Annotated in this window: 9 protein-coding genes; 7 read left to right on the top strand and 2 right to left on the bottom strand. The window is 74.2% G+C overall.

Annotated features, from left to right (window positions below):
• The first annotated feature begins 38 nt into the window (after window positions 1-38).
• On the top strand, window positions 39-1,538 hold the full coding sequence (locus tag DJ476_RS29995; protein WP_070204893.1) for an SCO1417 family PLP biosynthesis transcription factor: 1,500 nt from the start codon (window positions 39-41) through the stop codon (window positions 1,536-1,538).
• 171 nt (window positions 1,539-1,709) lie between these two features.
• Here the strand turns inward: DJ476_RS29995 and DJ476_RS30000 are convergent, their stop codons facing one another.
• Together DJ476_RS30000 and DJ476_RS30005 are read right to left on the bottom strand one after the other, a co-directional pair.
• Window positions 1,710-3,371, bottom strand: a complete 1,662-nt coding sequence (locus DJ476_RS30000; protein ID WP_103421136.1) for a hypothetical protein — start codon at window positions 3,369-3,371, stop codon at window positions 1,710-1,712.
• 37 nt (window positions 3,372-3,408) lie between these two features.
• A complete protein-coding gene (locus DJ476_RS30005) occupies window positions 3,409-3,603 on the bottom strand; it encodes a hypothetical protein (protein WP_003970432.1) in 195 nt (64 codons plus the stop codon).
• Window positions 3,604-3,925: 322 nt separating this feature from the next.
• Between DJ476_RS30005 and DJ476_RS30010 the strand changes: the two genes are divergently transcribed.
• From DJ476_RS30010 to DJ476_RS30040, 6 genes are all read left to right on the top strand, one after another.
• Complete coding sequence (locus tag DJ476_RS30010) at window positions 3,926-4,318, top strand: ankyrin repeat domain-containing protein (RefSeq protein ID WP_103421135.1); 393 nt, start codon at window positions 3,926-3,928, stop codon at window positions 4,316-4,318.
• Window positions 4,319-4,607: 289 nt separating this feature from the next.
• A complete protein-coding gene (locus DJ476_RS30020; RefSeq protein WP_103421133.1) occupies window positions 4,608-6,026 on the top strand; it encodes a hypothetical protein in 1,419 nt (472 codons plus the stop codon).
• A gap of 58 nt (window positions 6,027-6,084) precedes the next feature.
• A complete protein-coding gene (locus DJ476_RS30025; protein ID WP_112491961.1) occupies window positions 6,085-6,657 on the top strand; it encodes a DUF4240 domain-containing protein in 573 nt (190 codons plus the stop codon).
• Window positions 6,658-6,717: 60 nt separating this feature from the next.
• Window positions 6,718-10,314 carry a hydantoinase B/oxoprolinase family protein gene (locus DJ476_RS30030; RefSeq protein WP_112491962.1) on the top strand — a complete coding sequence of 1,199 codons (3,597 nt, stop codon included), beginning with the start codon at window positions 6,718-6,720 and terminating at the stop codon, window positions 10,312-10,314.
• A gap of 142 nt (window positions 10,315-10,456) precedes the next feature.
• A complete protein-coding gene (locus DJ476_RS30035; RefSeq protein ID WP_112491963.1) occupies window positions 10,457-11,983 on the top strand; it encodes a hypothetical protein in 1,527 nt (508 codons plus the stop codon).
• A gap of 79 nt (window positions 11,984-12,062) precedes the next feature.
• On the top strand, window positions 12,063-13,043 hold the full coding sequence (locus DJ476_RS30040) for a hypothetical protein (protein ID WP_112491964.1): 981 nt from the start codon (window positions 12,063-12,065) through the stop codon (window positions 13,041-13,043).
• The last annotated feature ends 1 nt before the right edge of the window (window position 13,044 follow it).

Consider the following 13,044-nt stretch of genomic DNA (forward strand, 5'->3'; position numbering starts at 1 on the left):
CCAGACATGGCCAATTCGAGGAAGGTGGACTGATTTCGATGGCGCAGTGGACTTCGACCGTGGGGGCGGCCCAGCTCGCCCGGCAGCTCCAGGCCCAGCAGCCCCGGCCCACCGGACCCGGCGGACGGAAGCCGCCCGCCTACCGCGCGCTGGCCGACGGTGTACGGCTCCTGGTGCTGGAGGGCCGGGTCCCGGTCGCCGCCCGGCTGCCCGCCGAACGCGAACTGGCCCTCGCCCTCTCCGTCAGCCGCACCACCGTCGCCGCCGCCTACGAGGCGCTGCGCGCGGAAGGGTTCCTGGAGTCGCGGCGCGGGGCGGGCAGCTGGACCGCCGTCCCGGCCGGCAACCCGCTGCCCGCCCGGGGCCTGGAACCGCTGCCCCCGGAGTCGCTCGGCTCGATGATCGACCTGGGCTGCGCCTCCCTGCCCGCCCCCGAGCCCTGGCTGACCCGGGCCTTCCAGGGGGCGGTCGAGGAACTGCCCCCGTACGCCCACACGCACGGCGACTACCCGGCCGGGCTGCCCGCCCTGCGGCAGATGATCGCCGAGCGCTACACGGCACTCGGCATCCCGACCATGCCCGAACAGATCATGGTCACCACCGGGGCGATGGGCGCCATCGACGCCATCTGTCACCTCTTCGCGGGCCGCGGCGAGCGGATCGCGGTCGAGTCCCCCAGTTACGCCAACATTCTCCAGCTGATGCGCGAGGCGGGTGCCCGGCTCGTGCCGGTCGCGATGGAGGAGGGCATCGGCGGCTGGGACATGAACCGGTGGCGCCAGGTGCTGCGCGACTCGGCGCCCCGGCTCGCCTATGTGGTGGCCGACTTCCACAACCCGACGGGCGCGCTCGCGGACGAGCAGCAGCGCCGCGACCTGGTCGACGCCGCCCGCTCGGCCGGCACCGTCCTGGTCGTCGACGAGACCATGACCGAACTCCGCCTCGATGCCGACGTCGCCATGCCCCGCCGGGTCTGCGCCTTCGACCCGGCGGGCAGCACGGTGCTCACCGTCGGCTCGGCCAGCAAGGCGTTCTGGGCCGGGATGCGGATCGGCTGGGTCCGGGCGGCCCCCGACGTCATCCGCTCCCTGGTCTCCGCCCGCGCCTACGCGGACATGGGCACCCCGGTCCTGGAACAGCTCGCCATCAACTGGCTGATGGGCACGGGCGGCTGGGAGCAGGCGGTGGAGATGCGGCGCGACCAGGCACGGGAGAACCGCGACCAGCTGATCGCGGCGGTGCGCCGGGAGCTGCCGGAGTGGGAGTTCGCGGTGCCGCGCGGCGGGCTGACCCTCTGGGTGCGTACGGGAGGCCTCTCCGGCTCCCGGCTGGCGGTGGCGGGCGAGCGCGTCGGCGTACGGGTGCCGTCGGGGCCGCGCTTCGGGGTGGACGGGGCGTTCGAGGGGTATGTGCGGCTGCCGTTCACGGTGGGCGGCCCGGTCGCGGAGGAGGCGGCGGTCCGGCTCGCGGCGGCGGTGGAGCTGGTGCGCTCGGGTGCGGGCGCGGGGGCGGACGCACCGCGGAGCTTCGTGGCCTGAGGGGCGGAGGGTCCTGAAGGCCCTGAGGGGCTTGTCGGGCCTGAGGGAACCGGGGGTCTGCGGACCTGCGCGGCCTGAGAGGTTCCACGGCGCATGAGTACGGGCGGGGAGCAGGTCCTCCGGCCGCTCCCCGCCCGTACTGGCTCCGTCTGTCTCTGTGTCCGGGGCCGTTCACCCCTCCGCGATGGCCGCCTTCGCCTTGGCCAGCTGCCCGGTCGGTACGGCCTCGACCGCCACCGGCACCTCGGTGGTGTCCCGGTCGTCGTGGGCGTCGACGGCAGCGGGCGCGTCGTCCGGCCGCGGGGCGGCGGCGACCGGCCGCTCGTCCCCCGGCCGCTCCGGCAGCACGTCGAGCACCGCCTGCCGGTGGCTCTCGCTCGCGTCCTCATCGTACGGGTCCGGGGTCGCCGGGACCTGGAGCCGCAGCACCGGCCCGGTGCCCAGGCGGGCGTAGCCGCGTCCCGCCGGGACCTCCGCCGGCGGGGTGGTGTTCGGCTCGGCGCCCAGCACGGCGGTGATCTGCTCGGGCGAGGCGGGGCCGAGGACGACCCGGGCCCGGGTGTGGGTCCGTACGGTCTCGCCCAGCGTCTCCAGGGCGTCGAACTGGTCGGCCAGGACGACGGTGACGCCGGCCGCCCGCCCGTGCCGCAGCGGCACCTGGAGCAGCTCCTGCGGGTCGGGCCTGCCGTCGGCCGCCGCGAGATGGCCGAGGACGCCGGGGCGGTCCAGCAGGATCCAGAGCGGGCGCTTGATGTCCTCGGGGAGGGGGTGGCCGCCCTGGCGGGCCCGGTTGGCGAAGATCAGCCGCCGCTCCGTCTCGTGGGCCGCCCACTCCAGGGTGGCCAGCGCCCCGCCGAGGCCGGACTCGACGGCGAGGACTCCGGTGCGGCCGACGAGGGCGCCGTACTCACCCGTACCGCTGCCGTCCACGACGAGGACGTCGCCCTGCTGGAGGGCCTGGAGGGCGACGGAGCGGATCAGGGTGGTGGTGCCGCTGCCGGGCTGGCCGACCGCCAGCAGGTGGGGCTCGGTGGAGCGGTTGCCGGTCCGCCAGACGACGGGGGCGGCGTCCACGGTGGTGTCGCCGTCCCGGACCGGGACCGTACGGCGTACCGCGTCCGGGTCGGTGAAGCCGAGGACCGTCTCGCCGGGGGCGGTGACGAAGCGCTGGGCGGCGACGGAGGTGGAGAGCGGGCCGAGCACGGTCATCACGAGGCGGTTTGCCTCCTCGTCCCAGGCGAAGTGGTACTCGCGGCCGCGCCCCGACTTGGTGTGCAGCAGCTGCTCGATCCGGGCCCGCGCGGCGGCCTCGCCGTCGGTGAAGTACGCCGGGTAGGAGACCTGGAGGCGGGTGAGGCGCCCGTCGCCGTCGAAGGCGTAACCGGAGAAGGCCTTCTCCCAGTCGCCGCCGTGGGCGAAGAGCGGTTCGGGGTCGTCGGCCACCGAGAAGTACGGCACGAGCGCCTCGTACAGGGCGCGCAGCCGGGTGGACTCCGCCTCGTCCGGGCCGGTCTTCACGGGGGTCCGCTCCCGCCCCTTCCACGCGGCGGCGCCCATCACCGTGATCAGGGCCAGGATCGGCCCGTACGGCACGAGCGCCACGGCGAGCAGGCAGGCCGCGGCCAGGAACAGCTTGGGACCACGCCGTTCCTTGGGGGTCGCGACCCACTTCTGCCGGCCGGAGACGGCCAGCAGCCGCAGACCACGGACGATCGTGATCAGCGGATGGAGCACATCGGTGGCACTGTCGGCGGCCGTGCGCGCGATCTCTCTGCTGCGAGTGATCGAGGCGCTGCCGCTGCTCAGAATGCGGGGGAGTGGTCGCCGGGCCACAGCTGTCTCCTGAAGGGGTGGGAGCGGTCGTGGAGCGTCAGAACTTGATCCCGCCCAGCAGACCGGCGAGGCTCGCCCCGCCTGCCGTGATGCTCGGCGCGATCGCGGTGCCGGCCAGGTAGAAGCCGAACAGCGCGCAGACGATGGCGTGGGACGCCTTGAGCCCGTCCTTCTTGAAGAACAGGAAGACGACGATGGCGAGCAGTACCACGCCCGAGATGGAAAGGATCATGAGCGGATCTCCTGGTTGAGGGGACAGTCACCATGAGTCCTTCCAGGATCACGCGAAGTATCTATACGATAAAAGGTGCAATTGGGTGAATAAAGCGCTTTTTCACTTGAGTGGCGGAGCGTAACCCGTGGCCCGCGCGCGGTATGTCGCCACCCGTGCCGGGCAGGAACCACCCGCGGTGATCTTTTGCCGCAACCGGGCCCGGTCATGTCCGACCCGGAGCAGTACCCTGTCGATTCACTCGTACGGCCCCCGCCGTACACCCCCCGGTCAACCACGGCGGCCCCGGCCGCCCGCACGGTCAAGGAAGGCGGCCCGCGCGATGAGCGAAACTCCCGATCCCGAGGTGGTCGAGCTGGCGACCAAGGTCTTCGACCTGGCCCGCGCCGGCGAGACCGAGGCGCTCACCGCGTACGTCGACGCGGGCGTCCCCGCCAACCTCACCAACGACCGGGGTGACACGCTGCTCATGCTCGCCGCCTACCACGGGCACGCCGAGGCCGTCACCGCCCTCGTCGCCCGCGGCGCCGACCCGGACCGGGCCAACGACCGCGGCCAGACCCCGCTGGCCGGAGCCGTCTTCAAGAGCGAGGACGCCGTCGTCGACGCCCTGCTCGCCGCGGGCGCCGACCCGGCCGCCGGAACGCCCTCCGCGCGGGACACGGCGCAGATGTTCGGCAAGGCCGACCTGGTGGAACGCTTCGGTGCCCGTTGAGAGGGCGGCGGGCGCGCCTGCGGGCGTGTCCGCCGAGGGGTCCGCTGACCGGTCCGTCGTAAATGTGGTCGCGGTGGCGAAATGGCTGGGTCATCATGACGTCGCGGGTCCGTTTCGGGCCACCGACGAGAGGCAGAGGAAGATGCTCTACACCAAGCGGAAGACGGCGGTCGGCCGATCATGTTGCTGCGCGGCGTAGGGGTGTCCCCGTACGCCCCCCTCGTGCCCGCCGGCACGGGGCACTGCACAGTCCCGGTTGCGTCGACAGCTTGATGTGAGGCTTTCTCCCATGTTCGATCCATTCATAGCGCCGAGCGGTACCCTGCTCGGCCTGCTGCAGAGGGGCCGCGGCGACGGCACGCTCCACGCGCTCGCCGCACCGCGCCCCGAAGCCCTCGCCGCCCTCAACCACTGCGTGGTGAGCGACCCCCGGCACGACTGGCAGGTGGAGAACCGCTCCCTCTACTACGCCCGTCTGTATCTGGATCTCGACGGCGGTATCGAGGAGATCGAGCGCCACCTCGGTGACCCCGACGACCACACGGACACCGACGACTCCCGTACCGGACTCGCGCTCTCCGTCCTCGGCCACCTCGCCTCCTACGGACGCGACGACGCCCTGGCCCTCCTCCGCCGCTACGCGGCCACCGGGGCCAACTGGGCCTGGGCCCTGGACGAGCTGGCCCTGCGCGACGACGACGCGGGCCTGCGCTCCCTCGCCCTCCCCGTCCTGGGGCGTTTTCCGGCCACCGAGGAAGGCACCGTCGCACTGGCCGCCGCCGTCCGCGACTCCTTCGAGCCGCGCCCCTGGCGGCTCTGGGCCGACGACCCGCGCGAAGCGGTCGGAGCCCGCGTGCGGGCCGCCACCGAACAGGGCTCGTTCGACCGCTGGCAGCGCCAGATGCGCTCCGGCGGCCCTCGCCCCGGCTGGAGCGTCGAGGCCGTCTTCGACTGGGCCCAGCAGGCCGTGGAGCGCGGCAGCGCCCTGCACGTCCCCGCGGCCCGCTGCCTCTCCGCCGTCGCCGGACCCGAGGACCGTCCCCAGATCCTCCGGGCCGCCCGCGACGGCTCCGAAGGCGCCCGCTGCGCCGCCCTGCACTACCTGGCCGAGGCGGCCGACCCCGCCGTCCTCGACCTCATCGAGACCGCCGCCACCGGCCCCGCCCGCACGGTGGCCGACGCCGCCGTCGCCGCCTTCGAGCGGATGACCGGGGACGAGGCCGTGGAGCGCGCCCGCCGCTGGGCCCGCCGCCCCGACGCCCTCGGCGCCTCCGCCGCCGGGATCCTCGCCTGCCGGGGCACCGCCCAGGACGCTCCCCAAGTCCTCGGCGCCCTCCGGGAGGCCGTACGCGGCGACGGACCCGACGCCCCCCGGCTCTGGTGCCTGGTCGACGGGGCCGGCCGGCTCGGCATCGCCTGCGCCGCCCCCGTACTGCGCCACATCTACCGCGAGACGTCCTCCTCGCACCTGCGCGGCCGGACCGCCCGCGCCCTCGCCGCCACCGACCCCTCCTTCGCGACCGGGTTCGCGGTGGAGTGCCTGTGGGACTGCGAGGAGACCACCCGTGAGGTGGCCGCCCTGCACGCCGAGACCGGAGACATCCGCGTCGCCGAACGGCTGCGCCGCCTCGCCGCCGATCCGGCCGAGGAGGCCGAGGTGCAGACGGCGGTCCGCAGCCGGATCGGACCGGACGCACCGGCCCTCTGACCGCGCGGTCCGCGGAGGGGAGGGGGCGTTGTCAGACCCCCCTCCTACGCTTCTCACCATGGACATCAACGAGTGGTGGGGGCTCGTCGAACGGGCCCGCGAGGCGGCCGGGGACCGGGCGGACGACCGGGACGCGCCCGACGACCCCCTGCCCGACGCGCTGACCGAGGTGCTCGCGGCCCTGGAGCCCGCCCGGATCGTGGACTTCGCCGTGACGGCGCACGAGGTGACCGCCTCGGCCTACCGGTGGCCCCTGTGGAACGCGGCGTATCTCATCGAGGGCGGCTGCGGCGACGACGGCTTCATGGACTTCCGCGACGGGCTCGCCCTGCTCGGCCGGGACGTCTTCACCCGCGCGGTGGCAGACCCCGACTCCCTGGCGGAGCTGCCCGTCGTGGTCCGGATGAGCCGGGGCGAGCGCGGCTGGATCGGCTACGAGACGCTGGAGGGACCGGTCAGGGAGGCGTACGCGCGCGCCGGGGGCGCGCCCGACGGATTCCACGCCGCCGTGGAGACGGCCCTCGGTGGCCGGATACCGACCCGGGAGCCCGGCGGGGAGACCTGGGACGTGGAGGACGCCGAGGCCACGCGCCGCCGGCTGCCCCGGCTGGCGGCGCTCTTCGAGGAGTAGGGGTTCCCCGGGGCCCCGGCTCTGCCTGCGGGTTCGCGCCCGCGGGCACAGAATGGCGCCATGACCGGACGCTGGGAGTTCTGGATCGACCGGGGCGGCACCTTCACCGACGTCGTGGGCCGCCGCCCCGACGGCCGGCTGGTCACCCGCAAGCTCCTCTCCCACGACCCCGGGCGCTACGACGACGCAGCCGTGGCCGGAATCCGACTGCTGCTGGGCCTCCGCGACGGCGAGCCGGTGCCCGCCGACCGGGTCGCCGCCGTCCGCATGGGCACCACCGTCGCCACCAACGCCCTCCTGGAGCGGCGCGGCGAGCCCACCGTCCTGCTCATCACCGAGGGCTTCCGGGACGCGCTGCGGATCGCGTACCAGAACCGCCCCCGGCTCTTCGACCGCCACATCGTCCTCCCGGAGCCCGTCCACGAGCGCGTGATCGAGGTCCCCGAACGGACCGACGCCGAAGGCCGCACCGTACGGCCCCTCGAACTCGACGCCGTACGCGAGCAGTTGCGTGCCGCCCACGCCGCCGGGCTGCGCAGCGCCGCCGTCGTCCTCCTGCACGGCTACCGCCACCCCGCCCACGAACAGGCCGTCGCGGAAGCGGCCCGCGAGGCCGGGTTCACCCAGGTCAGCACCTCCCACGAGGTCAGCCCGCTGATCAGGCTCGTGCCCCGGGGCGACACCACCGTCGTCGACGCCTACCTCTCACCCGTGCTCCGCCGGTACGTCGACGAGGTCGCCGCCCGCCTCGAAGGCATCCGGCTGCTCTTCATGCAGTCCAACGGCGGGCTGCGCGAAGCCGCCGCGTTCCGGGGCAAGGACGCCGTCCTCTCCGGCCCGGCCGGGGGCGTCGTCGGCATGGCGCGCACCTCGCAGCAGGCCGGTCACGACCGGGTCATCGGCTTCGACATGGGCGGCACCTCCACCGACGTGTCCCACTACGCCGGGGAGTTCGAACGGGAGCTGGGCACGCAGGTCGCCGGGGTGCGGATGCGCGCCCCGATGATGAGCATCCACACCGTCGCGGCGGGCGGCGGCTCCCTGCTCCACTTCGACGGCCGCCGCTACCGGGTCGGCCCCGACTCCGCGGGCGCCGACCCGGGCCCCGCCTGCTACCGGAAGGGCGGCCCCCTCACCGTCACCGACGCCAACGTCATGCTCGGCCGCATCCAGCCCGCCCACTTCCCCGCAGTCTTCGGCCCCGACGGAGACCGGCCGCTCGACGCCGACGTCGTACGCGAACGGTTCGCGGAGCTGGCCGACGAGATCGGCCGCGCCACCGGACAGCGGCCCACCGAGGCCGATGCGGCGGCGGGCTTCCTGGAGATCGCCGTCCTCAACATGGCCAACGCCGTCAAGAAGATCTCCGTGCAGCGCGGCCACGACATCACCCGCTACGCCCTCACCGGCTTCGGCGGCGCGGGCGGCCAGCACGTCTGCGCCGTCGCCGACGCCCTGTCCATCGACACCGTCCTGATCCCGCCGCTCGCCGGGGTGCTCTCCGCGTACGGCATCGGCCTGGCCGACGCCACCGCGATGCGCGAGCAGTCCGTGGAGGCCGAGCTGGACGAGACCGTACGGGAGCGGGTCGAGCGACTCTGCGCGGAGCTGGCCGACCGGACCCGGGACGACCTGCGGGCCGACGGAGTGCCCGATTCCGCGATCGGCACGCGGGCCCGGATCCTGCTGCGGTACGCGGGGACGGACGCGGCGCTCGCCGTGGAGCCGGGCTCCGTGGCCGCGATGAGCGAGGAGTTCGGCGCCGCGCACCGCACCCGGTTCGGTTTCACCATGGAGAAGCCGATCGTGGTCGAGACCGTCTCCGTCGAGGCCACGGGCACCACCGGGGAGCATCACACGAGCCCCCTCGACCCCGAACCGCGCGAGGGCCCCCTCCGTCCCCGTGCCACCGTGACCCTGTACGCCGAAGGGCGGGAGCGGCAGGCGCCCCTCCACCGGCGCGAGGACCTCCGCCCGACCGACACCGTCACCGGGCCCGCCGTCGTCGCGGAGGACGACGCCACCACCGTCGTCGACCCCGGCTGGCAGGCGACCGCCGCCCCCACCGGCCACCTGGTGCTCACCCGGGCCACGCCCCGGCCCGGCCGCACGGCCGTCGGCACCCGGGTGGACCCCGTGATGCTGGAGGTCTTCAACAGCCTCTTCATGTCGATCGCCGAGCAGATGGGCGTCCGCCTGGAGAACACCGCCCACTCCGTCAACATCAAGGAGCGCCTCGACTTCTCCTGCGCCCTGTTCGACGCCGACGGCAACCTGATCGCCAACGCCCCGCACATCCCGGTCCACCTCGGCTCCATGGGGGAGTCCATCAAGGAGGTGCTCCGGCGCAACCGGGACACCCTGCGGCCCGGGGACGTGTACGCCATCAACGACCCCTACCACGGCGGCACCCACCTCCCCGATGTCACCGTGGTCACCCCCGTGTTCGACGAGGGGACGCTCCGGTTCCTCGTCGCCTCGCGCGGCCACCACGCCGAGATCGGCGGCACCACCCCCGGCTCCATGCCCGCCTTCAGCCGGACGGTCCACGAGGAGGGCGTGCTCTTCGACAACTGGCTCCTGGTCCGTGACGGGCACCTCCGGGAGGCCGAGACCCGTGAACTCCTCGCCTCCGCCCCGTACCCCTCCCGCTCCCCGGACACCAACCTCGCCGACCTCCGCGCCCAGATCGCCGCCAACGAGAAGGGCATCGCGGAACTCCGCCGCATGGCCGGCCAGTTCGGCACGGACGTCGTCACGGCCTACATGGGACACGTCCAGGACAACGCGGAGGAGTCCGTACGCCGGATCGTCGCCGGACTCCAGGACGGCAGCTTCCGCTACGAGACCGACGGCGGGGCCGAGATCCGGGTGACGCTCACCGTCGACCGGGACGACCGAAGCGCGGTGATCGACTTCACCGGCACCTCCCCGCAGCAGCCCGGCAACACCAACGCACCCCGCTCGGTGGTGATGGCCGCCGTCCTCTACGTCTTCCGCACCCTCGTGGGGGAGGACATCCCGCTCAACAGCGGCTGCCTGAAACCCCTGGACGTACGGATCCCGCCCGGCTCGATGCTCGACCCGGCCTACCCGGCGGCCACCGTCGCGGGCAACGTGGAGACCTCCCAGGCGGTCACCGGAGCCCTGTACGGGGCGCTCGGCGGCCAGGCCGAGGGGTCCGGCACCATGAACAACCTCACCTTCGGCAACGACCGCGTCCAGTACTACGAGACCATCGCCAGCGGCTCCGGGGCGGGCGACGGCTTCGACGGCACCGACGCCGTACAGACCCATATGACCAACTCCCGCCTCACCGACCCCGAGATCCTGGAGTGGCGGCTGCCCGTACGCCTGGAGAGCTTCACGGTCCGCGAGGGCAGCGGGGGCGCGGGGCGGTGGCACGGCGGCGGGGGAGTGGAGCGCCGCCTCCGCTTCCTGGAGCCGGTCACGGTGGCGCTGCTCTCCGGGCACCGCCGGATCCCGCCGTACGGGGCCGGGGGCGGGGGACCGGGGGCGCTCGGGGAGCAGCACATCGAGCGGGCGGACGGCGGGGTGGACCCGCTGGAGGGGTGCGACACCGCCGAGCTGGCCGCCGGCGACGTGCTGGTGGTGCGGACGCCGGGGGGCGGGGGGTACGGGGCGGTGGGGGAGTAGCTCCGTATCGTCGTGGCGCGGTCCGGTCGTTCTGGTGCGGTCCCGTCGATGTGGCGCGCTCCGATCGTCGGGGTACCGTCCGGCGCCGGTCGCATAAACGCCGTTTCGACCGTTGTCAGTGCGAGGACCTAATCTGTCCCTCGTGACTTCGCCTGCCGACACGGACATCGCTGCGCCGCAGCTCAGCGCGGGGCCGAGGCCTGCCCCGGGCCCCGCCGCCGACGAGGGGCTCGCACGTCGGCTGCGCGCGCTCGCCTGCACGGCGCCGCTGCACGACCTCGACGCGCGCAAGGCGAATCTGGCCGGGGAGTACACGGTCTACACCATGGCGGAGGTCGCCCTCGCCGCGATCGACCACGTCACGCTCAACATGGACTTCGACACCGGGGCCGACCACGACCAGATAGTGGCCAAGCTGCTGCCCCGCGTCGCCGCCCAGGCCCCCGACCGCCCCGCCGCCGAGCACGAGCGGGTCGCCCGCTGGGTCCTGGAGAACCTGATCAACGTCGGCAGCGTCGACCGGGGCTTCCGCGCCGTCTACGGCACCTTCGGCCCCGACGGCGTCTACATCCGCCGGGACTACGACTTCAAGCTGATCGAGGAGGTCCCCGGCTACGGGGGCACGGTCTACCTCCGCGCCACCGACGAAGCGGTCAACGTCCTCGTCGGCGCCCTCGACACCGATGTCACCAGCGCCCAGATCGCCGCCGAGGTCAAGCTGGAGGTCCTGATCAGCCGGGGCCGCCTCGCGGACGCCCAGCTCGCCGCCGAACAGGCCCGCTACCGCACCGTGCAGTACGCGGAGACGCTGCGCCGCACCCTGGAGGCCACTCGGCGCAACGTCCGCGCGGTCGACTGGCTCAACACCGTCCCGGACATGATCGCCGAGGCCCTGGACCACGTGGCCGACCGCTACCGCCACGAGAACGCGATCCTCACCAACATCCGCAAGGCGCGCGACGAGGCCGAGGACCCCGAGCACAAGCGCCGCGCCGCCGAGCTGGTCGACATCGTCAAGGACTGCATCCGCCGCCACACCCAGCTCCAGTCCCGGCTGCTGGAGGCCGGGCCGCTCTTCCGCGCCGAGCAGGACCGGCAGGCGTTCGCCACCCCCGCCGCCCACGCGGGCCTCGATCTGTACGGGCAGCTCCTCGCCCCGCTCCTCCCGCTCCCCGTCGAGCGGTCCACCCGCGCCACGGACGCCTTCTTCGCCCACGGCACCGGGCTGCGCACCCCCACCTCCGTCCGCGTCGGGGACCTGGTCGACATGCTGCTCACCCCGCCCCTGGAGCGCGAGCACCTCGGCATGGAGATGCCCGAGCCCGACCTGATCGCCACCCCGGACGACAGCCGCTTCAGCGACGCCCAGCTGGCGAGCGCCATGGCCCTGCTCGACCTGGAGCACGACGCCCCGCGCCGGCTCTCCGGGCTGCTCGCGGAGGCCCGCCGCAGCGACCCCGACCTGCCGTATCTGGTCGCCCTGCTCGCCGTCCACGCCGCCAGCCCGCCCGTCGGCACCGCCTACCGCCAGGGCGAGCGCCGTCTGCTCTTCGCGGTGGACGACGGTACGCAGCTGGAGGACCCGGAGTTCGGCGGCGCCGACCTGATCGTGGGCACCGCCCTGCTGGACGCCGCCGGGATGGCCGCGGACCGCCAGGAGGCCTCATGACCGGCCCCGCGCCCTCCACCGCCCCCGCCGCCCGCTCCCTCCACCCGCACCACCCTTTCCGTACCGAGGAGTCCCAGCCGTGAGCGACCACGACGCCGAGCACCCCGACGCGTGGACCGAGCCCTCCGCGCACGCCGCCTCCCCGACCTCGTACGCAGGCCCCTCCGCCACCGCGTACGCGGGCTCCGCCACCCCCTACGCGGGCGACTCCGCCGCCGAGCCCAGCGGATCGGCGCCCGTCACCCCGGCCGACGCCGCCGACGCCGCCCGCCTGGTCTCCTTCGGCCTCCAGCCCAAGCTGCTGCCCGCCCGCGACGCCGAGTACGCCGAGCTGCTCCGCCGCTACCGGGAGGACAGCGCCTTCGCCCGGCTCGCGGACGCCGTCGCCACCGGGCTCGGCCTCATCGTCCTGGAGGTCTCCCCGCGCGCCGGGATGGCCGTAACCGCCGCCGAGGACTCCGTCTTCGCCGTCCGCATGGGCGACTACGCCCGCCGCGCCTCCTCCGACGCCGCCGACCGCTTCCTCCACGGCCTCGCCCACCTCGCCGTCGCCGCCCTCGCCTTCCCCCGCCCCGAGGACCTCGCCGACGACACGTACATCGGCCGCATCACGGTCAACGGCGTCGACGCCTTCGTCCGCCAGGCCTGCAAGCGGCTGGAGGAGCGCGCCGAGGAGCAGGGCGACAACACCGACCCCGCCACCGACACCCCCGGCCTCGAATCCGGCTGGCGCATCTACGCCCGCCGCAGCGCCACCGGCGCCACCAAGGACGCCCGCCGCCTCGCCGGATCCACCACCGGCATCATCGGCAAGGCCGTCGCCTTCCTCACCGACTCCGGCTTCCTCCAGCGCACCGGCGACGACGCGGGCGGCGCCTACCGCACCACCGCCCGCTACCAGCTCCAGGTCCGCGACATGGCGGGCAGCGCCGCCATGGCCGAGCTGCTGGAGCTGGGCATCGTCCCCGTCACCGACGGCTCCGCCACCCTGCTCCCGCCGCCCGACGCCGACGACCTGGAGCTGGCCGCCGACGCGGGCCTGCCCTTCCACGCCTCCTGAC

It is taken from the genome of Streptomyces bacillaris, from assembly GCF_003268675.1.
Classification (GTDB): Bacteria; Actinomycetota; Actinomycetes; order Streptomycetales; family Streptomycetaceae; genus Streptomyces; species Streptomyces bacillaris.